This is a genomic window from Vibrio sp. G-C-1, assembly GCF_021728015.1.
Taxonomy (GTDB): Bacteria; Pseudomonadota; Gammaproteobacteria; order Enterobacterales; family Vibrionaceae; genus Vibrio; species Vibrio splendidus.
Window position 1 is genome coordinate 34,713 of the sequence record NZ_JAKKCR010000015.1, and the last position, 23,916, is coordinate 58,628.

Genomic DNA, 23,916 nt, shown 5'->3' on the forward strand with positions numbered 1-23,916 from the left:
TATGAATTTAATGTATATAACCAATAACCCAGATATTGCTTGTTATGCTAACAGTTGTGGTATCAAACGTATTTTTGTTGACCTGGAAATTCTTGGTAAGTATGAGCGTCAAGGACATTTAGATACTGTAATAAGTGATCATTCTGAAGAAGACATTAATAAGGTTAAAGCGGCATCAGGTTCATCTGAAGTATTGGTTCGTATCAACCCCTTCAATAACAATACTAACAAAGAAGTCGATCGAGCTATTACCGAGGGCGCTGATATCATTATGTTACCAATGTTTCACTCAAAAGAAGAGGTGAACACTGTTGGTAAAATGATAAATGGCAGAGCCAAATTCATTCCTCTTATTGAGACAAAACCTGCCGCCGAGTCTCTAGAAACTTATGTTGATAGCCCTTATGTATCAGAGTTCTATATAGGTTTGAATGACTTGCATAGAGAGTTGGGCTTTCGTTTTATGTTCGAGATCATTTCAACAGGATACTTGGATCAATTAGTTGCGGTAATAAAAACTTCTGGAAAGCGATTTGGCTTTGGCGGGGTGGCTAGAATTGGCGAAGGGACATTACCTGCGAGTTTGATCTTGGGGGAGCATATTCGTCTTGGTTCTAGTGCGGTTATATTGTCTAGAGCATTTCATCAGCGCTCTAAAAACCTCATGGAGCTAAAGAGCAAACTCGATCTAGATCTAGAAGTTTCGCGCTTGCACTCCGAGATAGAGAGATTGAAAAATAGAACTTATGAGCAGGTTCAACATGATAAAAACGAACTAAAAAGAATTGTGGACGGCATTGTAGAAGGTGAAATGTGAAGATTATTTTTGATTGTTTAGTTTCGGCGTTGGCATTGATTTTACTCGCGCCACTTTTGTTTGTTGTTGCGGTCATCATCTTTGTCGATGATCCAGGTTCACCATTTTTTAAACAAAAAAGAGTGGGGTTAGGGGGGAGAGAGTTTGGAATGTATAAATTTCGTAGTATGAAATGCAATGCATCCGAAGTAGGCCCTTATTTCACTCAACAAAATGATCCAAGAATCACTAGAGTTGGACGAGTAATCAGAAGAACAAGCATTGATGAATTACCGCAACTTATAAACGTGCTATTGGGTGATATGAGTATCGTTGGCCCTCGTCCTGACGTTCCCGTCCAAGAAAAAAACTATACGCCAGATGAATGGCACTTAAGAAATAGCGTTAAACCGGGAATCACGGGTTTGGCTCAAGCTACGGTGCGTTCAAATACGACACCAGAAGAGCGTACACGATTAGATCTAGAGTATGTAAAGACTCACAACATTTATCTCGATCTAAAAATTATAGCGATGACAGTGAAGCAAGTTATTAGCAAAGGTGGGAATTAATATGTGCGGTATTTTCGGTTACTTCGACTTTTCTAATCGTTCTATAAGCCAAGAAATAGTGCGTGCTATGGGGGAGGCGATTGTATATCGAGGACCTGATGGCATGGGGTATTACCACCGAGAAGGTAGAGCACTCGGAAACCAGAGGTTAGCAATCTTAGATTTAGAGCACGGACAGCAGCCTTTTTATTCCGATGAGCACGATATTGTTGTGGTTCAAAATGGTGAAATATTTAACCATGTTGAACTTGCTCAAGAACTTGCTGGGACCCCTTTTGAATGTAAAACAACATGTGACACAGAAGTATTATTAAGACTCTACCAAAAGCACGGTATTGACTTCATCTCAATGCTAAACGGTATGTTTGCAATCAGTATTTATGATAAGCGCATAGACACTATGTATCTCATTCGTGACCGTGTTGGAGAAAAACCACTATATTATGCTAACCACAACGGAATGTTGGCCTTTGGTTCGGAAATAAAATCAATCTTGGAAGTTGGTATTCCAAGAGAACTAAACAAGAGAGCGTTAGATAGTTATATCTCTTACAACTATGTGGTACCGCCAATGACAATGTTTTCTGGTGTGGAACATGTAATGCCGGGGAGCTACCTCTCTATTTCCAATTCAGGTATTGAGGAAATATCTTGGTGGGATGTTGCTGAGATTGAACCAGAAGAAGCAAGTGAGTCGTCCTGGATTGAGAAGTTGGATACGACTTTAGATGACGCAGTCCGACTTCGTTTAAGGGCGGATGTTCCGTTTGGGGCGTTCCTATCTGGAGGGGTAGATTCAAGCTCTGTTGTTGGTTATATGGCGAAGCATTTAGAAAAACCAGTCAAAACATTTTCGATTGGTTTTCATGATAAAAAGTACGATGAATCCCCCTACGCAGAGGCTGCGGCAAAAAGATTCAATACTGAGCATGTTTGCGAAAAAGTAGAAGCAAACCTTCTGAATTTGTGGGGGAAATCAACATATCATTGCGATCAACCACATGGTGATGTTTCCTTTATGCCGACGTATAAAGTCGCAGAACTTGCTTCAAAAGAAGTAAAAATGGTTTTGACAGGCGATGGTGCCGATGAGTTATTTGCCGGATATGATAAATACAAAAACTTTTTTGGCTCAGACACTGACTCGCTAAGTGATGAAGAGTTTCAGGTTAAGTTTTTGGAAAGTATTTCATTATTCCAACAAGCATCGAAGAGTAAGTTATACAGCGATTCTATGTTAGAAGCTTTGGCTGGGGTCGATAGCCACTATTTTGCTAAGCAAGTGTTTAAGAAAGTAAAGCACCAGGACAGAATAAACCAAGCCTTATATATAGATACCAAGCTATTACTGCCTGGAAATAATTTAGTTAAACCTGATCGAATGGGAATGGCTGTATCTATTGAAAATCGTGCTCCATTTCTAGACTTTAGAATGATTGAGTTAGCTTTTTCAATTCCAGGTGAATTAAAACTACACGATGGTGAGACTAAGTACATTTTCAAAAAGACCGTATCTAACCTGATAGGCGAGGAGTTAGCTTACCGTAAAAAGCAAATGTTCACAGTTCCTATTGGTGAATGGCTCAAAACGGACTTAAAGGGCATGGTCTCCGATCTCCTATTTAGTGAAAAGGCAAAATCAAGAAGGATTTTTAACCATGATTTTGTCCAAGAGCTTTATGATCATCATTGTAAAGGGGTTTCTAATAACACCCGAGAAATAAGAGCACTGATGGCAGTTGAATTGTGGTTTAGAGAATTTATCGATTAGAGTGAACAGCTATGGGATTTTTCTCATAGCTGAATAATATAGATATCCCACAAGATAAATGAATGAGTAACCTCAAGTTGGTTGTAATGAAAGAATTTTTTTTGAGACGCAGAGTTAAGGATACGCTAATAGCTGTATTAGATTTTAATTTTATATTACTGTCCTTTTGGATAGCTGTCTTTACAAGGTTCTATCAATTAGAGTACTTAATAGACTATTCAAGCTATTTATACCTATCAATCTCATCAGCAACAGTATTTGTGTTTATTTGTTGGGTTCGAGGTGTATATCGACATGTATTAAGACATGCAATGAATAGTATTACGAAGTTAATTATAAGTTCATTATGTATTGTTGTGCTTTTTCTAGGTTTTATTTCCTACTTTAACCAAGTGATGTTACCGAGAACCTTACCAATATTGTTCTTTTGCTTTTCTTTCATTTTAACCTTTTTTTCAAGATTTATTATTGTAAGCCTTATTGAAGGTATTTCATCAAAGGGACGAGAAAACATTATCGTTTATGGGGCAGGTAAGGCTGGACGCCAGTTGGCTGTAATGCTGCAAAAAGGTGAGTTATATAATGTTAAAGCTTATATTGATGATGATCCAACTCTAATTGGAAGGACCGTTATTGGTGTTAAGGTTTATTCACCAAATAGTATTGGAGAATTAAAGCGCAGGCATGGTATTCATAAAGCGATTTTATCCATTCCTTCCGCTCCGAAAAAACAGAAAGTAGATGCCGCGTCTTTGCTAACTGCCAAGGGTATCGATGTTTTAACTATCCCAAACTTAGATGATCTTGTCTTGGGCATCGTAAAGATAGACGAGTTAAAAGAGGTAGCGATAGAGGATTTGCTCGGTCGCATCCCTGTCGCACCAACCCAGAAACTGTTAGAAGCTAATATTAAAGGTAAAATCGTAATGGTGACTGGGGCTGGAGGTTCTATTGGTTCTGAGTTATGCCGCCAGATTATTAAAAATAAACCAAGAAAGCTGATTCTTTATGAGCTTTCAGAGTTTGCGTTGTATCAGATAGACAAAGAGTTAAACAGTTACATTGCGAATGAGGGGCTAGATTCAGAGGTGATTCCTTTGCTTGGCTCCGTTCAGCGGCAAAATCGTCTATCGGCTGTGATGAGCGCCTTTAAAGTAAACACAGTGTATCATGCTGCAGCATATAAACATGTTCCATTAGTTGAGCACAACGTTGTAGAGGGCGTAAGAAATAACGTTTTTGGTACTTACTACACCGCCATGGCTGCAATAGAAAGTGGTGTCGAGTCTTTTGTATTGATATCAACCGATAAAGCTGTAAGACCGACAAATGTTATGGGAGCAACTAAACGTTTAGCTGAACTAGGCTTGCAAGCACTCGCTGAGCAACAGCTTCATAAAGCTATAGCTACAAGGTTCTGCATGGTTCGCTTCGGTAATGTTCTTGGTTCATCCGGGTCTGTCGTGCCTTTGTTCAAGCAGCAAATTGAGCATGGAGGCCCGATCACTCTGACTCACCCAGATATTACTCGATATTTTATGACCATTCCAGAAGCTGCCCAGTTAGTTATTCAAGCTGGAGCAATGGGGAAAGGAGGGGACGTATTTGTACTTGATATGGGAGAATCTGTGAAGATCATCGATTTAGCTAAAAACCTCATTAATCTTTCGGGACTCGAAGTGAGGGATAATGAGAATCCTAATGGTGATATCGAAATACGCTGCACAGGTTTAAGACCTGGTGAAAAGCTTTATGAAGAGCTTTTGATTGGAGATAACGTCAAGGAAACTAGCCATGAACGTATTATGGCTGCTCATGAGAGCTATTTACCGCTTGTTCAGTACCAAGAGATACTCAGTAAGTTAGATGAAGCTTGTCATAACTTTGAGCATGATAAAATTCGGAGCATATTACTTGAGGCTCCAACAGGTTTTAAGCCGACGGATGGAATATGTGATCTTGTTTGGAAGGCTAATGCTCAACATAATATACATTGATTATTTAAGCATCCACTATAATCTCAGAGCTACAAGGTACCAATCATTACCTTGTAGTTCTGATTTGTGAGTATAAGAAACATACTATTTATTCTTTTTTCTCTTGAAGCAAGTTTAGGGAAATTAGTGTTATATACATAATCAGCGGTTGAGCATGATTCATAGGAATATCTGTAAGAGCAGCAACCCAGAAGATAACCAATACCCCAAGCACCATACTAGCAGGAAGCGTATCTAAAAATTTTAGTTGTGTTAGAGGATAGATAATCAATAGCATTAATAATGCTAGCCCTACTCCTCCTTGCTTAACTAAAGTATTGATATACTGATTATGATAGTGGCTCCATTGAGTTGTTTCTTGCTCAATAACACCCTTACTTGCTAACTCTTCTCTAAATGATTTCTCTTCATTACCCAAACCGAGTATCGGTTTCTCAAATATTGAATAGATACTTGAATGCCATAACTTTAATCTTGCTCCAATCGATGTATCTGTTCCACCTTGTTTGATTGTTTCAATAGCATTTTCGGTATTTCTTACCCTCTCGGTAACAAGAGATGAATGAATTATGATAGATGAAACAGCGATAGCAATGACAGATAGTAATCTACCATATTTAAGGCATTTTTTTCGTTGAGTGAAGATAACAACAATAAACAAAGAACAAAGTAAAGCTAAAAATGGCCCTCTTGAAAGGCCTACTACTAATGAATTAAAGCTAAATATAAAAGTTATTAGACTTACATTACAAACTTGTTTTGTTTTTGAGGTTAAAAGATAACATACTGAACCAATCGCTACAGTTGCAGACATTGTGGTATATGGTATAGGATTTATATCCCATAAGGCTCTAGGATTGTTCCAATAATACATATTAAGAATGGTGTACGTTAACATGAATAAGCTGGAAATAAACAAAAGCCAGTGAAGATTGTGAAAGAGTTTGTTCGATAGTTTATTTGGAAAAGAAATAAGAAAAACAAACATGATTGCATAAGCACGCAAAGAGCCATTGGAGATTGAATTATTGTATTCTTTATAAAATATAGTCGACAGTAGCATTACACCAATAAATTGAATCCACTTATTCTTTGTGATGTTATGGATGATTGTTTTGCACCCATACTTCCAAACTGAAGTAATTAGAGAAATTACTGACAGCACGATCATAGCTTTGTAAGAATCAGAGTTTATTAGTTGGCCCGAAAAAACCCATATTATTGGTAGGCATATTAGCCATTCATGTGGGGATGTCTTGTTTATACGGATTTTTTCTATAAATTTCATTTTGATAGCTCTTTGAGAAGTCAATGTGACGGCTTATTTTAACCAATGGTATCATTTTTATTACTAAGCTTTGTATGTATGCTCAATGCTTTGCTTCAATATTGAATTTGATGTTTTTTAAATTTACTGACCATTTATAGCGTTAAGCTTCTGGATTGTAGAAGTTAAAGCACCACACCTTTTAGATGTAAATACTTTTAGCTTGTTACTTATTTCATTTCGTTGATTTTTATTATTCATGTAGAGTGTTGTATAACGTGCAATTTCCTGAGAATTTCGGGCAATATCTATAATACCTTCTTTCTTCATAGCGACGACAATCTCTTCAAAATTGAAATAACTAGGTCCGGTTATGGTTGGAACGCCCAAAGCCGCTGGCTCTAACACATTGTGCCCACCTACTTTATCTCCAATCAAACTACCTCCCATGAAGCAGATATCTGCTGTTCCTAACAGTAGGAGCATTTCACCCATCGTATCGCCAAGATAAACTTGGGCCGATGCTGTTACTTCTGTTCGGCTTGTACGCCTAACTGCTTCAAAGCCTAGCTTTTGACATAGCTCAAATATATCATCAAATCGCTCTGGGTGGCGAGGAACTATAATAAGAAGGGCATTTGGGTGTGCCTCTAGAACTTTCTGATGGGCATCCAACACCTGTTCATCTTCACCCTTATGAGTGCTGGCAGCTATCCATACAGGACGGTTTTCACCAAGCTCAGCCCTGAGTGCTTTGCCTTTTTCTCTAACTTCGTCTGAAATTTGAATATCAAACTTAATCGATCCTGTGACCGTTAGTTTGTTTTTATCAACTCCCAAACGCTCAAAACGAGCAGCGTCAGATCCAGTTTGGCATAGTATTTTGGTTAGGCAGGGATGCAGCAAATTAAATAGCGGTTGAACCTTGGCATAGTTGTTACATGACTTCTGTGATAGGCGAGCATTAACGACAGTAATTGGAATTCTTGCGTTATGGACCACGTTAAGCGTATTTGGCCAAAGCTCGGTTTCGATAATCAGCATCTGTGTTGGTTTTATCGCTTTTAGGAAACCTTTTACAGCAAAGCCAAAGTCGATAGGCATGTAACGGTGTTCAACAAGATCGCCGAGCTTTTTGATTTGCTCAGCCCCGGTGCTTGTCGTTGTGGTGACCAAAATAGGTTGATTAGGGGCTTGTTTCTTTAGCTCTTTAATCAGAGGTACAGCGGCAATGCTTTCACCAACAGAGACCGCATGAATCCAAATGGGAGATACGTCACTGACTAACTTTGGAGTGAAACCAAAATGCTCTTTCCAGCGAGCACCAAACTTAGGCTTATTGGGTTTATTTTTATATAAGCCAAATAGCAAGATTGGTGCTGCTAGTGTTAGCACAGCTGTATAAAGAATGCGGATTAGCATGCGCTGACCGAAATGGCTTCCAGTTTTTGAATGCTATCGAGCACTTGCTTAGGAGACAGCTCAGTAAGGCATTTCAGGTGCTTGAATTCACACTCGCGCTTGAAACATGGGCGACAGTCAATATCGGTATGAACAATTTCGACTCTCTCAGCCAACGGCGGCGTGTATTTAGGTGATGTGGAGCCATATACCGCAACGACATTACAACCGACTGCAGCAGCAACGTGCATTAAACCTGAATCGTTGGCAACCACGGTGTCACACGCCCCTAATAAATCAACAGCTTCAATTAAGCTTGTTTGGCCAGCTAAAACATGAATACGGTATTGCAGCTCTTTAGGTACTAATGCTCTGATGTTGTTACAAGTTTCGAGATCTTTTTGAGAACCAAACAACCATATTTGCTTGCCTGCTTTACTCATAGAGGTCGCGACTTCTGCATAGTGTGTTTCAGGCCACTTTTTCGCTGGGCCAAATTCTGCACCAGGACATAGCCCTATAATTGCGCCATCTAAATTCAGTTTGAATTTATTCACCGTGGTCAATTGCACATCTTTGAGAATGGTTAAAGCTGGTCTCGGCAAATGATCCAAACCACCTAAAGAGCTAGAATCAAGCATGTCTTCTTTAGGGTGTGCTAATGCGACATAGCGTTCGACCATATATTGGAAAGCTTTTTTGTTTGGGCGAAGGTCGTTTAAAAGGCCATAGCGCATCTCGCCTTTCCAGCCGGTGCGTTTCGGAATATCAGCAAACCAAGGAATGAGTGCTGATTTTGCCGAATTAGGACAAATAAAAGCTTGGTCATATTGTGTGTCACGTAACGTTTTGCCAATAGCTCTTCGACCTAGTAAATTTAAAGCACCATGGCCAATCGGCATATCGATCGCTTGGTTAATTTCAGGCATACGTTCAAGAATAGGTTTACACCAACCAGGCGCAATTACATCGATTTGACTTTCAGGATGAAGTCGCTTTAGAGTTATATATAGTGATTGTGACATCACCATATCGCCAACCCAAGATGGGCCGATTACAAGTATTTTCATACTTTGTTCTTCCAATACAGAAACTTAAGAGTTGATTCGTAGGTTCTGAATAGCTCTACGTAGATTTTTTTAAGTAAGGACATCTTAGATTTATCTTTACGTTTTTCACCGATGGTCGATGCTATTTTAGCTCTCGTGAACAAATCTGGAGTAACACTGTAAGTTTGAACTTTATGACGCCATGGCTTTTCCATGTAGTCATCTACTGGTTCGACAAATATTTGAGCATGCTCAACAAATTTAGAAGCAGCAGCTGGAGTCACAATGTATGCGGTTGTACCACAAGTTCCGGCAGCATAGCCACCCAAGGTGTAATTATCGTCGATTGAAATGATAGGGTAGAACGCTCGCTTCTGGGTAGCAGATAACTTGATGTAATCGTAGCTAGAAGCTAAAGATGTGGCATGTTCCAGTACCGATTTTAGCCCTGTAACTGGATCAACGTTATCTTCTAAAATAACAATGGGTTCGTTAAGGTTAATACAACGCATCCACAGTTCGTAATGGCTTGAAAAGCAAGCCACCTCACTAGTTTTTAGTTGGTAACCTTTGCGGCGCTGGGTGATTGCTGGGCGACTTCTTTCCGAATGGAGAAACCCTTCGAGTGAACCATCTACAGCCTCAAAAAACTCAAACTCAATGCTTTCTTGTTTTAACTTATTTTCAATACGCTCTCTGCGATCTAACGATCGGGCCAAGCTTACGACAAATACTTTCATTGTACTTTCCAGTCAGTTTTGTATCTTGGTTTGAAGAGGTTGTAGTAGTTATTGCCATCTTCTTGAGAGTGCAGAAGCTGAAGTATCCACATGTACTGTTCAGGCTTGTCTCCAACGAAATATTCGATCGCTTGATTACACGTTCTTGCGTCTTGCTCTTCGCCTTTATCGAGTTCAAAAGCCGGTAATATCTCGATGTTAAAAGAGCCGTCTTCGGTATTCATTGACGCAAACAACGGCAGGACTTTTGCCCGAGATAGCTTCGCTATTTTCCCCAAGCCTGGCAGCGTCGCTTTTCTTGTCGCGAAAAAATCGACAAAAACACTATGTTCGGGGCCATGATCTTGGTCTGGCAGGTAGTATCCGATATAGCCATCTCGAATTGATTTCAAAAATGGTTTTATTCCACCAGAACGCTCATATACACGGCCACCGTGTTGAACACGCTGTTTGTGCATAAGCCAATCAGTAACATCATTTTTTTGTTTCTTTGCCATGGCAGATACTGGCATATCCATAGACGCAAGAAGAATGGCTGGTACATCAATCGCCCAGGAGTGAGGTACCATCAATATGACATTCTCATTAGCGTCAATGTGGCCTTGTAATATATCTAAGCCTTTAATATTACAACGCTTCTTTAGCCAGGAAGCGGGTTTCAAACTCAATAAACCAAAGCGGATGAAAAATAGTGATGCAGTAAACAGTGTTTTTTCAATCAGGGCTTCACGCTCTTCGAATGTCTTCTCTGGGAAGCAGAGTTCAAAGTTAACACGGCTGCGGTGCGCAGGCCCAGTTTGAGATTTTGCGAGTTTAGCTGCAATGGTTTTAGCAAGCCATTTTTGAGCTTTGAGAGGCAATAACGCAAGAGGGAGGCCAGCAATAACCCCTAACCAAGTTCCCCAAAATTTAGGCGTTAGGAAGCTTCGGTTGAATGTTGGATTATAAGCTTTTGGATCAAAATCGTTTCTTTGGGTCATAATCACTACTACAGCAGTTCATTGTCTGAACCGCTGTTATTATTGAGTATCAAAGTTATATCGAGCATTAAGCATTAAGCATTAAGCATTAAAGTTACATTGAACATTGAACATTGAACATTGAACATTAAAGCTTATTTGTTTTGAAGTGCCATATACTCTGCAACGCCTTGCGCTACGGTTTTAAATACCACATCACAGCCTGCTGCTCGAAGTTTCGTAAGGTCAGCTTGAGTAAACTCTTGGTAAGCGCCTTTTAAATGCTCAGGGAAAGGAATCGTTTCGATTTCACCTTTACCGTGGTGCTTAATTACCGCTTTGGCAACTTCGTCAAAAGACTCAGCATTGCCGGTACCTAGGTTAAAGATGCCAGAAACACCATTTTTTAAGAACCACAGGTTTACTGCTGCCACATCACCGACATACACAAAATCACGCTGGAATGTTTCGCTACCTGCGAACAGTTTAGGGTTCTCACCGGCGTTCATTTGGTTGTTTAGGTGGAAAGCAACAGAGGCCATGCTGCCTTTGTGATCTTCACGTGGGCCGTAAACATTGAAGTAACGGAAACCAGTAATTTGAGGTAACGTTTCGTTATGCGCTACAGCATCCGCGGTTAGGCGACGAACGTAGTTATCAAATTGTTGTTTAGAGTAACCGTAGACATTCAATGCACCTTCATACTCTTTCTCTTCGATGAAAGTCTCTGTCTCACCGTAAGTGGCAGCTGAAGAGGCATATAGGAAGGGGATTTCACGCTCAACACAGTAATGCAGTAACTCTTTTGAGTACTCATAGTTGTTGAGCATCATGTATTTACCATCCCACTCGGTCGTTGCCGAACAAGCACCTTCATGGAAAATAGCGTCAATAGGGCCGAAATCATCGCCAGCCATAACTTGAGTTAGGAAGTCGTCGCGATCCATGTAGTCAGTGATGTCTAGGTCTACAAGGTTCTTGAACTTTTTACCGTTCTTGAGGTTGTCGACAACTAGAATATCGTTGTGGCCTGCGTCATTGAGTGCTTTCACAATATTGCTGCCGATCATGCCAGCACCACCAGTTACGATAATCATATTTTTCCTACTCTTTTGAATATAAAACTACCGCGAGTATAGCAAGGAATGACAAAGACGGGCTAGTGGAATAATTCCTTAAGCGGAGTATGATATGAGCAGATTAGTCTTAGGTAAGTGCGCAGTAAGCACTCGAAATTATAGGTATTATCATGAAAATTGCAGTTGCGGGTACCGGTTATGTAGGTTTATCCAATGCGATGTTGTTGGCGCAGAATCATGATGTTGTTGCAGTTGATATCGTCGAAGAAAAGGTATCGATGTTGAACAACAAGCAATCGCCAATCATGGATGTTGAGATTGAAGAGTTTTTGGCTAATCGTGCTTTGAGTTTTCAAGCCACAACCGATAAGCAAGCGTATCAAGATGCAGAGTTCGTTATTATCGCTACGCCAACCGACTATGACCCTAAAACGAACTACTTTAATACCAGTTCTGTAGAGTCGGTGATTCGTGACGTAATGATGGTTAACCCGAATGCCGTCATGGTGATCAAATCAACGGTACCCGTTGGTTATACTGAGCGTGTTAAGCAAGATTTAAACTGTGAAAACATTATGTTCTCGCCAGAATTTTTACGTGAAGGCAAAGCCCTGTACGACAACCTACACCCATCACGCATTATTGTTGGTGAGTGTTCTGAGCGAGCGAAAGTGTTTGCAAACCTTCTTGTTGAAGGCGCAGAAAAAGAGAATATCGACGTACTGTTTACTCACTCCACAGAAGCGGAAGCAGTAAAGCTCTTCTCAAATACCTACTTGGCGATGCGTGTTTCTTATTTCAATGAGCTCGACTCTTACGCCGAAGCGCATGGTTTGGATTCTCGTCAGATCATCGAAGGTGTGGGCTTAGACCCTCGAATTGGCAATCATTACAACAACCCTTCATTTGGTTACGGTGGTTACTGCTTACCGAAAGACACCAAGCAGTTATTAGCTAACTATCAAGATGTACCAAACAACATTGTGGGCGCTATTGTTGACGCTAACCGCACTCGTAAAGACTTTATTGCGGAGTCAATTATTAAGCGCTCGCCTAAAATTGTAGGTATCTATCGCTTGATCATGAAGGCCGGCTCGGACAACTTCCGTGCGTCGTCGATTCAAGGCATCATGAAGCGTTTGAAAGCTAAAGGTATAGAAGTGGTCGTGTTCGAACCTGTGTTGGAAGAAGAGTATTTCTTTAACTCGAAGGTTTATTCTGACCTAGAAGAGTTTAAAGCCGTATCAGATGTGATTGTATCCAACAGAATGGTCGATGAAATATCAGACGTTGCAGATAAGGTGTACACGCGAGACCTGTTTGGCAGTGATTGATTCCAGCAGTGATTAATTACAGCAGCGATTGATTACAGCTATGATTGATCAAAGGTATTATGGATTGAAGGTGAATTTTAGCGTTTGCTAATTCGACCAGATGTTATCAGCTCGATCTATCCGCTTAGTGGCGATATACTGAACCACTAAACGGATAGGGATACTAATAACTAATGAAAACACGTGACAAGATTGTTTACGCTGCTCTAGAGCTTTTTAATGAGCACGGTGAGCGTAGTATTACGACCAATCATATTGCTGAGCATATCGAGATTAGCCCTGGTAACCTCTACTACCACTTCCGTAACAAACAAGAAATTGTACGCGACATCTTTACGCTCTATTCAACAGAGCTGCTTGAAAGGTTCACACCGATTCAAGGGCAACAAGAAAGCCTGACGCTACTAAAGCGTTACTTAGATTCTATCTTCACGTTGATGTGGAAGTACCGATTCTTCTATGCGAACTTACCTGAAATATTGTCACGTGATGAAAAACTCCACCTTGATTACATGGCCGTACAAGAAAAGCTGCAAACGAATCTTGTGGATATTATGAGAGCCTTCGTTGAGTTGAACTTGCTCAAAGCAACGGATACGGAAATGAAGTCGATGGTCACTTCTCTTCACTTGATCGCATCGGGTTGGTTGGCGTATCAGTCTGCGATGTCTCCAAAAGCTCAAATTACAGAGCAAGTTGTACATCAAGGAATGCTGCAGATGATCGCGACCGTTAAACCGATTGCGACAGCTCAAGGCTTTGAGCAGCTGACATTGTTGGAAGATGGTGTAAGGGCTTTGAACAGCTAACGCCAGATGCGGGTAATCGAGATACGAGTAACGAAAAGCAGGGTAGAGCGACGACTAGGCTAGCGTTTTTCATGTAACATTTTACTCTAACCTTGCATCTGCTTTAAGCTTTTCGTATTTAGGAGACTCGAACCTGGCGTCTCTTTAAGCTCTTCGCATCCCGCATCTGCTTTTAAGCTCTTCGCATCTCGTTTACTCGAATTCCGTATCTGCTCTTTATCGAACTAACCAACTCTTTGGATTCTGAGCTTGGCTGTTTCTTCGAATTTCAAAATACAGTGATGGGCGCGTTTGGCCGCCAGTATTACCAGCAAGTGCAATCGCTTCGCCCGCTTTAACTTTGTCACCTTCTTTCTTTAAAAGTGCTTGGTTAAAGCCATAGAGCGTCATATCGCCTTTACCGTGATCAAGCAGTACTACTAAACCATAACCGCGTAAGTACTCAGCAAAAACCACCGTGCCTGAATAAACAGACTTAACTTGCTGGCCGTACTTAGCTTTGATCACCATGCCTTTCCAGTTAATTTGACCCGTTTGGCGTGAGCCGTAGTTATGCAGAACTTTGTCTTTGATTGGCCAAGGCAGTTTGCCTTTACGTTTGGCTAACCCATCCATAGGAACGGCATTACGTCTCTCGCGAGCTGCTTTCTCTGCTTTCGCTATTTCAGCTTTTAGGCGAGTTTCATTTCGCTGAAGCTCCGCCAAGTAATTTTTATCACCCGAGATGTTTTTTTTGATGCTACCAACCGTTTTCTTACGTTGTGTTTGGGTTTTGGCTAACGTATCGCGCTTGGTGGTTTGCTGTTTTAACAGTGATGCTATCTGTTCTTGCTCAAGTTGACGCTGTTTGTGGCTTTCTTCTAATTCAAGTTGCGTCTGTTCAATCGTTTTGATTGTTGCGGAGCGCGCTTTGGCAAGGTGTTGGTAATAGTGACTGATGCGATCTTCTTCCACGCCAGTGTTGAGGATGTGAGAAGACGCTTTAGCTCGACTTGTCATGTAGTAAGTCTGAATCAGTTGTTCTAACTTGTCGGTATGGATTTTTTTCTGTGCTGTGAGCGCTTTAATCTTGGTGTCTAAGTTGGCAAGATTTGCATTGGCGGTATTGAGTTGCTTTTTACTGTCTAGAATCGCCTTTTCAAGCGACACAATCGACAGCTCTTGTTTCTTGAGGTTTGCCTGTAGGCTATCGAGTTTTTTCTGCTGTGAGGAAAGGTTTTTTTGTTGGCGAGATATTTCGCTTGATACGCCTTTCAGTTCCCCCTGAGAGGCGGCAAATAACGATGTAGATAAAAGAGCAGCGCAAAGGCTGGTAGATATCAGAAGAGTCCGGCTAATGGCTCGAATTTGTTTCATCATTATCGTCATTTAGTTGTATTCATCTGCTCTTAATTTTTCGAATTTCGCTGAATCGAATCCCGCATCTGCTTTTAAGCTTTTCGTATCTCGGTTACTCGCATCCCGCATCTACTCTTAAATCCCATCACCATGGATGAAGTTCTGAGAGCGACCATTGAACCCTTGGTCCATATCTAAAGAGGGTTTGTCTGTTTTCGGTTTGCCAACAATTTTTGCAGGAACCCCAGCGACTGTTGTATGAGGTGGAACTGCCTGAAGAACCACAGAGCAAGAACCAATCTTCGCGCCTTCACCCACTTCAATGTTGCCGAGAATTTTAGCGCCGGCACCAATCATTACGCCTTCGCGGATTTTAGGGTGGCGATCACCACCTTCTTTACCCGTACCACCTAGGGTAACGTCTTGAAGGATAGATACATCATTTTCAACGACGGCTGTTTCACCAATCACAATACCTGTCGCGTGGTCGAGCATGATAGCTTTACCGATACGAGCAGCTGGGTGAATATCCACTTGGCAAGCCACAGAGATTTGGTTTTGTAGGTAAGTGGCAAGTGCGATACGGCCTTGCTTCCACAACCAGTTAGCCACTCGGTAGCCTTGCAGAGCGTGGTAGCCTTTCAGGTAAAGCAGAGGCATCGAGTACATCTCGACCGCAGGATCTCGATTTACCGTCGCGCAGATATCACAAGCGGCAGCATCAATAATAGATTGGTCCTGCTTGAATGCTTGTTCAACCACTTCACGCACCGCCATTGCTGGCATTGAAGCCGTCTTTAGCTTGTTTGCTAGGATGTAACTGAGCGCAGCGCCTAAACTTTCATGGTTGATGATCGTGGCATGATAAAAACTCGCAAGCATAGGTTCTTGCTCCGACTGCTGTCGAGCTTCCTTCACAATGCATTGCCAAACTTTTTGTTGTTCACAGTGTTTCATTTTACCATCCATTATTTTTAAGGGGCAGATGCTAGATTCGAAGAGCGATAAGAGCAGATGCGAGTAACCGAGATTCGAGATACGAAGAACGAGATGTAAAGAACAGATTAGAGTAGCGAGATGCGGATAACGAAAAACAGCCTTCTTTAAGCGCTCAATCCGCTTTTACTCTCTTCGCATCTCGTTTACCCGAATCTCGTATCTGCTTTTACTCTTTTCGCATCTCGTTTACTCGAATCCCGTATCTGCTCTTCTATCTTTCTGACTTCTTATCTCGTGCAAGTAGATCTTGTGCTGCTAAGTGTGCATCTTTCCCTTGATACAACACTTGATAAATTTGTTCAACAATTGGCATCTCAACGCCCATGCGTTCTGATAATAACCAAACTTCTTTAGTGTTGCGATAACCTTCAACGACTTGGCCAATTTCTTCTTGTGCGGTATCTACATCTTTGCCTGCGCCAAGTGCCAAACCAAAGCGACGGTTGCGTGATTGGTTATCAGTACACGTTAGTACTAGGTCACCCAATCCAGCCATACCCATGAAGGTTTCTGGTTGTGCGCCGAGAGCTGCACCTAATCGGCTCATCTCAGCTAAACCGCGAGTGATAAGTGCGGTACGTGCATTGGCACCAAAGCCAATACCATCCGACATGCCTGCGCCAATTGCGATAACATTCTTCACTGCGCCGCCAAGCTGCATACCAATGAAATCTGAGTTTGCATACACGCGGAATGTTTTGCCGCAATGAATTTTTTCTTGCAGCTCTTCTAAGAAAACTTCATCAGGTGAAGCGACAGAGATAGCCGTTGGCATACCCATCGCTAACTCTTTGGCAAAAGTAGGCCCTGATAGAACCGCTAACGAGTACCCATCACCAAGTACATCGTGAGCGACATCTTTAAGTAGGCGGCCTGTTTCTGGCTCTAAGCCTTTGGTCGCCCAACAGATTCGAGAGTTCTCTGTTAAGTGAGGCTTAAGGCTATTTAAAACGATACCAAACACGTGGCTTGGAACGACAACCAAAAGGTCTCGGCTTGAAGTCACGGCTTTTTCTATATCTGACTCAATAATTAAGCTGTCTGGGAAAGCGATATTTGGTAGAAACTCATTGTTCGCACGCTCAGATTCAAGGCGAGCCATATGAACAGGGTCATGTCCCCAAAGAACAACATTGGCACCGTTACGCGCTAGAGATATCGCTAAAGATGTCCCATAAGAACCTGCGCCTATCACTGTCATCGCAATGTCTTTACCGTAAGCGCTGTCTTTACCGTAAGCGCTATCTTTACCGTAAGCGGCTTTCGCGTGAGTCGGGCGAGTTGTTTCTGTCATGCTTCCACCTAAAAATAATGAGGGAAATCGAGGAGTTCGGGAGAAACTCTTTACTAAGCAGAAAAAGAGATCTACTAAGAAGAAAAATCTCTCTATCAAAATACAGTGTAAATAAAAAATGCACATCGCAGAAGCTACGATGTGCATTTAAAAGCTAACTATTTAACGAAAACTAGCTATCTAATAAAAGCCCAGCTTCTTAAAAATAAGCGATTTGAGCATTAGTCAGAGTAGTTCTATTTCGAAACTTAAGCTCTACTTGAAAACTTAAGCTCTATTTGAAAACCTAAGCTCTATTTGAAAGCTTAAGCTTGCTCGCCTTCAGTTTGTTCAGCTTGCTGAGCTTGGTTTTGTAGGTAGTTCATGAACAAAGCATCAAAGTTTACTGGCGCTAGGTTCAGTTGTGGGAACGTACCTTTAACCACTAGGCTAGAAATCGTTTCACGAGCGTATGGGAACAGGATGTTCGGGCAGAATGCACCTAGGCAATGAGCCAGTTGGCCAGCTTCCATTTCGCTAGCAGAGAAGATGCCGCCTTGTTGAACTTCACAAAGGAATGCAGTGTCTTCTGCGTTCTTAACCGTAACCGTTAGACGTAGGATGACTTCGTAAACGCCTTCGCCAAGCTCACGGCTTTGAGTGTCTAGGTCCAGTTTTACATCTGGGTTCCACTCTTTTTGAAACATGTCTGGAGAGTTTGGCGCTTCGAAAGAGACGTCTTTTAGGAAGATACGTTGGATTGCGAAGTTTTGTTGTGCGTCTTGTTGTGCTGCTTCAGCCATTTTCTTGTCCTTAAAAATTTTAAATTAGACTCTGTTCATTGTATTTATCGAACAGAGCCTGAAAGTTAGTTTATCGGTCAGCCGCTTCTTGCCTTTAACTTATTTCTTACCTTTAACTACTTCTTGCCTTTAACTAAAGGAAGGTTAGCTTCGCTCCAAGCCACTAAGCCGCTTTTCAGTACGCTTACGTTTTCGAAACCTGCTTTAACCAGTAGGTTAGCGCTTTCTTGAGCAGTTTGACCTGTCTTGCATACTACGATGATTGGGTCTGCTTTGTGGCTTTCAAGGCTACCAAAGCTATTTGCTTTGATGTCTGACGGCAAAATGTGAACTGCGTCCGTAATATGGCCCTTTTTGAACTCATCCTTAGTACGAATATCAACCACAATACCGTTTTCACGGTTAATCATGTGTGTGGTTTGCGCGGCCGTGATCTCTTTGTAGGCTGCGTTTGATGTCTTGATAACGTTCGCAATGATGGCAACAACCAAGCCGATCCATACGATGGCTAAAATCATATTCTCTTGAACAAATGGCACTAACTCTTGCATATCTTGAACTCTTATTCGTTATTGGGCGAAAAACTATAGGTCAGGAGTATAGCGATAAAGGATAGGAGAATACAGAGGAAGCATAGGGTTGTGATGGCAGGGGATATATAAAATGATATCTGCCTACAAATTATGCATTTACTTGAACACATTTATTCACTAATATTATCAATTGATTGTTTAAGCTGAACAATCAGTTGAGGACATTCTTAACCTCAGCATATAAACGTTTATATTAATGGGAATCATTATGAAAAAAATGGCTTTAGCGGCAGCACTAGCTGTTAGCTTCTCTGGCGGTGTTTTTGCAGCAACAGAAGGTGCAGCAGCAGGTGCTGGCGCATCAACAGCAGCAGCGGGTACAGCAACAACAGTAGCAGTAACAACTGCAGCAGTCGCAGTAGGCGCAGCAGTTGCTGTTGCTTCTAACGACGGCGGCGCTACAACTACAACTACAACTAAATAGTTCTTATTTGTAGTCTGTATAAAACCATTTTATGTGAAAGCATAAAATGGTTTTTTTATATCAGTGTGTCCTAAATCGCCTCGCTAGGAAGCAAAATAATCATGATCAAACCGCTTATCGTATTTTTAGGGCTGCTAGTTACTGGTTGCTCACAACAGTTCCAAGATCTTAATTCCACATTCAATGAAGCTCTCTTTGGTGATGCCGACGTCAGTACCACGGCCGAATATATTCAAGATCTGCCTTACGCTAGTATCTATGCCGAAATTAACGACCAAGGTAAGATTTTCATGGTGTTGGCTTTTGTTGGTCAAAACCCAGCAACAGGGGTTGAGCAACTCAAATGGATGTCATCAGACAAAGCCATGATCGTGACGGAAAATGGACGAGTGGTTCAAACCTTATTACTGCCTTATGAAAATCTATCTGGTTTAACCGTTAAACCGGCCAATGCATTGGTGCCAAGTTTTGATTTGTCGGCAACGCCCAAGGCTCAAGAGTGGCAAGCTACCTACGATTGGCAACCCGATTACCGATTTGGCTACAGTGCAAACATCGTTCGAACATATCTTAATGACGAAACCGTACAAACCCCGATTGCGAACATTGCAACGCGCAAGTTTGTCGAGCAGATCCGTTACCCGGCCCTAGGACAAGATATTGAGAATTTATATTGGGTAAACAACAAGGGACAGGTCGTCAAAACGGTTCAATACCTTGGCCCTGAGATGACCCGTTTAGAGCTGACCTTGCTAAAGCCTTATCAAACGAAGAAGTCAAAGCCCAATCAAATTAAAGAACAAAGTGGTGAGTGAATAAAATGAATTATTTAAAAAAACTAGGGTATACAGCAGTACTTACGGTTTGTAGCGTTCTAGTGCCACCGCTTGTCATGGCTCAAAGCCAAGTTCCAGTGCTTACGGTCGAGTTACCGGTACAAGGTATCACGCTGCAATATTCGCAACCTACGCGCTTAGAACAAGTATTAACGGATGCCAATACGAATGGCGCGCTAGGGTACTTCCCGCTGTCTGCCCAGTTATTTGATCGCAATGCTCAACCGCAGGTAGAGAACGTAAAACAACAGGTGTTGGATAAGCTCAAGCATTTTTCTTTACAAGAGCCACAAGCAAAATCTGTGATTAAGCAGCTCGAATCTTTTGATTATCAAGCACGCTACTTTGTTGAGTTAGACCAAAACGCAGTGATGTCTCAGGCAGATAAGAATCCCTTATTGGTTTCAAAAAAGCCAACTGTTGCATCAAAAAAGCCAGCTTCGCCTAAATCAGCGGAACATCAGCACTTTGAGTTATATCTAACCGCTCGCCCAACCTCTGTGAATGTAGTTGGTGCAGTAAAGCAAGCTCAGACGCTGCCTTTGGTTGAACACGCTCAGCTAGATAACTATTTAACGCGGTTGCCAAAAGGCCAGCTGCTAGATATTGCTGATAACAGCACGGCATTTGTCATCCAACCCGATGGGCAGGTGAATGAAATCAGTTATGCCTACTGGAACAGTAAGCCTGCTTATTTTGCTCCCGGTGCTATTATTTTTATCGCCTTTGATTCGCTCCCTTCTGAGTTTTCCACTTTGAATCAAGACATTGTCGAACTTCTACGTCATAAGGTTAATCTGTAATGTCGGCTACTCAATCATTTCCATTAACCCTGCTCGCAAGTTCGATTACGGGTACCTTACTGGCTGTCAGCAGTTTTGCTGTTAATGCGCAATACCTTTCTGCCACCACGCAAGAGCTACCTTCTCAAGTCGAGGTTTCTGGCTTTAGTACGCCAACGCTAAAGCACTCTCAAACCAATTTTGGTGGGGTGGGTTTAATGCAAATGCCTACCGCACGTATGGCTCCGGAGGGTGAATTCAACCTAAGTGCATCGTTCAATAACGAATATTATTTTTATAACGTTAGCCTGCAATTGATGCCTTGGTTAGAAACCACCATTCGCTATACGCAAGTTCAAGATCTGCTTTATAGCGGTGGCGGGAATCAAGATTGCTCGCAAAACTCATTCAGTGGTTGTACTAAGTACACTGATAAAGGCATCGATTTTAAAGTTCGCTTAATGGAAGAAGGCTACTATTTGCCGGAGCTTTCTGTCGGAGTGCGTGACTTTGGTGGCACAGGGTTGTTTGATGGTGAATTTGTTGCGGCGAGCAAGCAATTTGGCCCACTTGATGTCACGTTAGGCATGGGCTGGGGCTACATGGGCACCAGTGGTAATATTACCAATCCGTTCTGTAAAGCCAGTGATAAATTCTGTGAGCGTGAGTCAGATACGAAAGGTAACGGAGGGATGGTCGATTTTGAGCGTTGGTTTAAAGGCGATGCGGCGATTTATGGTGGTTTAGAATATCAAACGCCTTACAAGCCATTAACGTTCAAGCTTGAATACGACAGCAATGACTATTCACAAGATTTCCCAGTTATGCGTGGTGGTGTCGAAATGACACAACATACGCCATGGAACGTGGGTGCTGTGTACCGTTTTACTGATTGGGCAACGGCAAAAGTGAGTTATGAGCGTGGTGACACCTTAACCATGGGCTTTGACTTAACCACCAACTTTAATCAAATAGCCTCGGTGTGGCGAGATACCGAAGCGGCCACTTTGCGACCAAGCGAAGCAAGCAGCATGGATGACGTTGAACTGGCCCAGTTGACCCAGGAGCTTGATACCGTCGCGGGTTATGAGCAAGCGCAGATCTTAGTCGACGACAATACGTTGATTGTGAAAGGCGAGCAGGTGAAATACCGCAATCGAGAGGTCGCGCTGGAACGTGGGGCAACGGTTATTGCTAACCATGTCCCTGACTATATTGACACCTATAAGATCGTTGAAACCAGCAACGCTGGCGAGTTAAATCAAACCGCTATCGATGCCAATCAATTTAAGCAAGTCGCTACATACCAGTATTTGGACTCGGATATTCAAGACGCTGCACAGCCAAGTGATGTCGAATCGAAATCGGCGATCGCTTATCACGACGGCAGAGAACGTTTCGATGTGTCTGTCGCGCCTAACTTGGCACAATCTTTTGGCTCAGCGGAAGATTTTTACCTATATGCTCTAGGCTTATACACTAATGCGTCTTTCTGGGCGACCAACAACATTGAGCTGTCTGGTTCTTTGTATATCAACTTGATCGACAACTACGATAAGTTTAATTATGAAATTCCAACAGATGGCACTGCGCAAACGCCACGAGTGCGAACGCTTTTCCGTTCTTACGTTGACGAGCCTGTTCGTTTAGACCGCTTGCAGCTGACGTGGTTTGAAGACTATGGCAGTGGTATCTACACTCAGGCTTACGGTGGTTACCTAGAGAGCATGTTTGCAGGTGTAGGTGGTGAAATACTTTACCGCCCATACAACAGTAACTGGGCAATTGGTGCCGACGCGACAGCCATCAGCCAGCGAGACCCAGAAAGTTGGTTTGGTACGTTTGATGAAGAACTGCAATACCATGAAAAAGATCAGGCTTACTACAAGGTGATTGATAAAGGCACCACTGGATTTGTTACCGGCTACTACATGCCGCAGTGGGATTTCTTAAGTGACACTTTATTTAAAGTGGGTGTGGGTAAATTCTTAGCGGGAGATATTGGTACTCGTATTGATTTCTCTAAGCAGTTCAAGAGCGGTGTTATCGCTGGTGCCTTTGTTAGCTTAACCGACATGACCACTGAAGAATACGGTGAAGGCAGTTACACCAAAGGCTTTTACGTATCGATCCCATTCGATCTAATCACGGTTAAGCCGAGCTCAAGCCGTTCACAATTCACATGGCAACCGCTGACTCGTGATGGTGGACAAGTCTTGAATAAGCAATACAACTTGTTCGACCAAACCGACGCTCGCTCACCTTGGTTCCAAAGACCAAGTAGCGTTAAGTAGAGCGGAAAGAGCAGTATCGAGATGCGGGTAAACGGGTAGCGAAGAGCGAGAAAAGATAGATTCGGGTAACGAGTAGCGAGATACGAAGAGCAGGGAAAGAGCGGTATCGGGTTATCGAGTAACGGGTACAAAGATCTAAAAATCAGCAACGAGATTCGGGTGATCGGGTCTTGAAGAGCTTCAAAGTAGGTGAGAGAAATTGAGCCTACGAAAGCCTATCTTTTGGTTCTCCCCCTTGAACGCCGTTCGTTTGTGAGCGGTGATGTTCATCAAAGGGGGAGTTAGAGGGGGATGTTAATCTATGTGTTACCAACCCCTCCCAGCCTCCCCTTATGTTGGTATTTTCTGCCAAGCTGCACCTGTGATAAAGGGGAGGAGCTAAAAGCATCCCGTTACGGTTTAACCTGCTCTTGGCTCTTCGTTTACTCGTATCTCGCTACTCTCATCTGCTCTTGAGCCCTTAAGCTCTTCGTCACTCGTTCACTCGCATCTGCCCTTAGGCTCTTCGTATCTCGTTTACTCGCATCCCGAATCTGCTCTTATCTACACCTAAAACCATTCAACTAGGTTGATAATAAGCATAAATTGTGGATAATGTTCACGAATTAAACTAACCGTGTGCAGTGGTATTTTTTGCGACGTTTAGTTGCTCAGTTAGTTAGATAGCCCTGTTCAATTTTCAGCGTCTTTTTGGGCCAGCTAAGTGAGTAAATCAAATAAGTTACGCAGTGTGATGTCGCGGATTATCAAAGGGCGGTAGCATTTCCCCCACTTATTTAAATGGGAGTCATATCTTGCTA

At 42.2% G+C, this 23,916-nt stretch carries 21 protein-coding genes; 10 read left to right on the forward strand and 11 right to left on the reverse strand.

The features are described 5' to 3' along the window. The first annotated feature begins 1 nt into the window (after window position 1). From L3V36_RS19435 to L3V36_RS19450, 4 genes are all read left to right on the forward strand, one after another. The gene (locus L3V36_RS19435; protein WP_017093937.1) at window positions 2–817 is read left to right on the forward strand and encodes an aldolase/citrate lyase family protein; all 816 of its coding nucleotides are present in this window, start codon (window positions 2–4) and stop codon (window positions 815–817) included. Beyond that, window positions 814–1,368: a sugar transferase gene (locus L3V36_RS19440; protein WP_017093938.1), complete on the forward strand. Its 555-nt coding sequence runs from the start codon at window positions 814–816 to the stop codon at window positions 1,366–1,368. Before L3V36_RS19435 ends, L3V36_RS19440 begins: the two co-directional genes overlap by 4 nt. Before the next feature lies 1 nt (window position 1,369). Next, complete coding sequence (asnB, locus tag L3V36_RS19445) at window positions 1,370–3,139, forward strand: asparagine synthase (glutamine-hydrolyzing) (protein WP_017093939.1); 1,770 nt, start codon at window positions 1,370–1,372, stop codon at window positions 3,137–3,139. An 86-nt stretch (window positions 3,140–3,225) separates the two neighbouring features. Then, window positions 3,226–5,136 (forward strand): nucleoside-diphosphate sugar epimerase/dehydratase, encoded by a 1,911-nt coding sequence (locus L3V36_RS19450; protein ID WP_102448515.1) that lies wholly within the window; start codon window positions 3,226–3,228, stop codon window positions 5,134–5,136. An 88-nt stretch (window positions 5,137–5,224) separates the two neighbouring features. On the opposite strand, the gene L3V36_RS19455 is transcribed toward L3V36_RS19450, so the two are convergent. The 6 genes from L3V36_RS19455 to rfaD form a co-directional block, all read right to left on the reverse strand. Further along, entirely contained in the window at window positions 5,225–6,424 is a 1,200-nt protein-coding gene (locus L3V36_RS19455) for an O-antigen ligase family protein (protein ID WP_017093941.1), read from the reverse strand. 123 nt (window positions 6,425–6,547) lie between these two features. Further along, window positions 6,548–7,825, reverse strand: coding sequence for a lipid IV(A) 3-deoxy-D-manno-octulosonic acid transferase (waaA, locus tag L3V36_RS19460; protein WP_208775533.1), 1,278 nt, complete (start codon window positions 7,823–7,825; stop codon window positions 6,548–6,550). Next, a complete protein-coding gene (gene waaF / locus L3V36_RS19465) occupies window positions 7,819–8,874 on the reverse strand; it encodes a lipopolysaccharide heptosyltransferase II (protein ID WP_208775534.1) in 1,056 nt (351 codons plus the stop codon). The genes waaA and waaF overlap by 7 nt, the downstream gene beginning before the upstream one ends. Further along, on the reverse strand, window positions 8,871–9,593 hold the full coding sequence (locus L3V36_RS19470; protein ID WP_017093944.1) for a glycosyltransferase family 25 protein: 723 nt from the start codon (window positions 9,591–9,593) through the stop codon (window positions 8,871–8,873). Before L3V36_RS19470 ends, waaF begins: the two co-directional genes overlap by 4 nt. Then, window positions 9,590–10,576, reverse strand: a complete 987-nt coding sequence (lpxM, locus tag L3V36_RS19475) for a lauroyl-Kdo(2)-lipid IV(A) myristoyltransferase (protein WP_102548337.1) — start codon at window positions 10,574–10,576, stop codon at window positions 9,590–9,592. The genes L3V36_RS19470 and lpxM overlap by 4 nt, the downstream gene beginning before the upstream one ends. Window positions 10,577–10,707: 131 nt before the next feature. Next, window positions 10,708–11,649 (reverse strand): ADP-glyceromanno-heptose 6-epimerase, encoded by a 942-nt coding sequence (gene rfaD, locus L3V36_RS19480; RefSeq protein ID WP_102440968.1) that lies wholly within the window; start codon window positions 11,647–11,649, stop codon window positions 10,708–10,710. A gap of 152 nt (window positions 11,650–11,801) precedes the next feature. Between rfaD and L3V36_RS19485 the strand changes: the two genes are divergently transcribed. Then, window positions 11,802–12,965, forward strand: a complete 1,164-nt coding sequence (locus tag L3V36_RS19485) for a nucleotide sugar dehydrogenase (protein ID WP_102440969.1) — start codon at window positions 11,802–11,804, stop codon at window positions 12,963–12,965. Between the two features lie 173 nt (window positions 12,966–13,138). After that, complete coding sequence (locus L3V36_RS19490) at window positions 13,139–13,774, forward strand: TetR/AcrR family transcriptional regulator (protein ID WP_061023740.1); 636 nt, start codon at window positions 13,139–13,141, stop codon at window positions 13,772–13,774. Window positions 13,775–13,990: 216 nt separating this feature from the next. Here the strand turns inward: L3V36_RS19490 and L3V36_RS19495 are convergent, their stop codons facing one another. The 5 genes from L3V36_RS19495 to L3V36_RS19515 all read right to left on the reverse strand — a co-directional run bounded on the left by L3V36_RS19495 (window position 13,991) and on the right by L3V36_RS19515 (window position 18,738). Further along, entirely contained in the window at window positions 13,991–15,142 is a 1,152-nt protein-coding gene (locus L3V36_RS19495) for a peptidoglycan DD-metalloendopeptidase family protein (RefSeq protein WP_208775536.1), read from the reverse strand. Window positions 15,143–15,247: 105 nt separating this feature from the next. Next, complete coding sequence (gene cysE / locus L3V36_RS19500; protein ID WP_009847961.1) at window positions 15,248–16,069, reverse strand: serine O-acetyltransferase; 822 nt, start codon at window positions 16,067–16,069, stop codon at window positions 15,248–15,250. A gap of 253 nt (window positions 16,070–16,322) precedes the next feature. Continuing rightward, entirely contained in the window at window positions 16,323–17,405 is a 1,083-nt protein-coding gene (gene gpsA, locus L3V36_RS19505) for an NAD(P)H-dependent glycerol-3-phosphate dehydrogenase (protein ID WP_065682060.1), read from the reverse strand. A 305-nt stretch (window positions 17,406–17,710) separates the two neighbouring features. Then, window positions 17,711–18,187 (reverse strand): protein-export chaperone SecB, encoded by a 477-nt coding sequence (gene secB / locus L3V36_RS19510; RefSeq protein WP_004733234.1) that lies wholly within the window; start codon window positions 18,185–18,187, stop codon window positions 17,711–17,713. 116 nt (window positions 18,188–18,303) lie between these two features. Next, window positions 18,304–18,738: a rhodanese-like domain-containing protein gene (locus tag L3V36_RS19515; protein WP_012603060.1), complete on the reverse strand. Its 435-nt coding sequence runs from the start codon at window positions 18,736–18,738 to the stop codon at window positions 18,304–18,306. 250 nt (window positions 18,739–18,988) lie between these two features. Here L3V36_RS19515 and yjbE point away from each other — a divergent pair, with 250 nt between their 5' ends. The 4 genes from yjbE to L3V36_RS19535 all read left to right on the forward strand — a co-directional run bounded on the left by yjbE (window position 18,989) and on the right by L3V36_RS19535 (window position 23,116). Then, window positions 18,989–19,204: an exopolysaccharide production protein YjbE gene (gene yjbE, locus L3V36_RS19520; RefSeq protein ID WP_020477202.1), complete on the forward strand. Its 216-nt coding sequence runs from the start codon at window positions 18,989–18,991 to the stop codon at window positions 19,202–19,204. Between the two features lie 101 nt (window positions 19,205–19,305). After that, a complete protein-coding gene (locus L3V36_RS19525; protein ID WP_208775537.1) occupies window positions 19,306–20,019 on the forward strand; it encodes a YjbF family lipoprotein in 714 nt (237 codons plus the stop codon). A 5-nt stretch (window positions 20,020–20,024) separates the two neighbouring features. Next, window positions 20,025–20,843, forward strand: coding sequence for a capsule biosynthesis GfcC family protein (locus tag L3V36_RS19530; RefSeq protein WP_208775539.1), 819 nt, complete (start codon window positions 20,025–20,027; stop codon window positions 20,841–20,843). After that, complete coding sequence (locus tag L3V36_RS19535; RefSeq protein WP_208775541.1) at window positions 20,843–23,116, forward strand: YjbH domain-containing protein; 2,274 nt, start codon at window positions 20,843–20,845, stop codon at window positions 23,114–23,116. The genes L3V36_RS19530 and L3V36_RS19535 overlap by 1 nt, the downstream gene beginning before the upstream one ends. The last annotated feature ends 800 nt before the right edge of the window (window positions 23,117–23,916 follow it).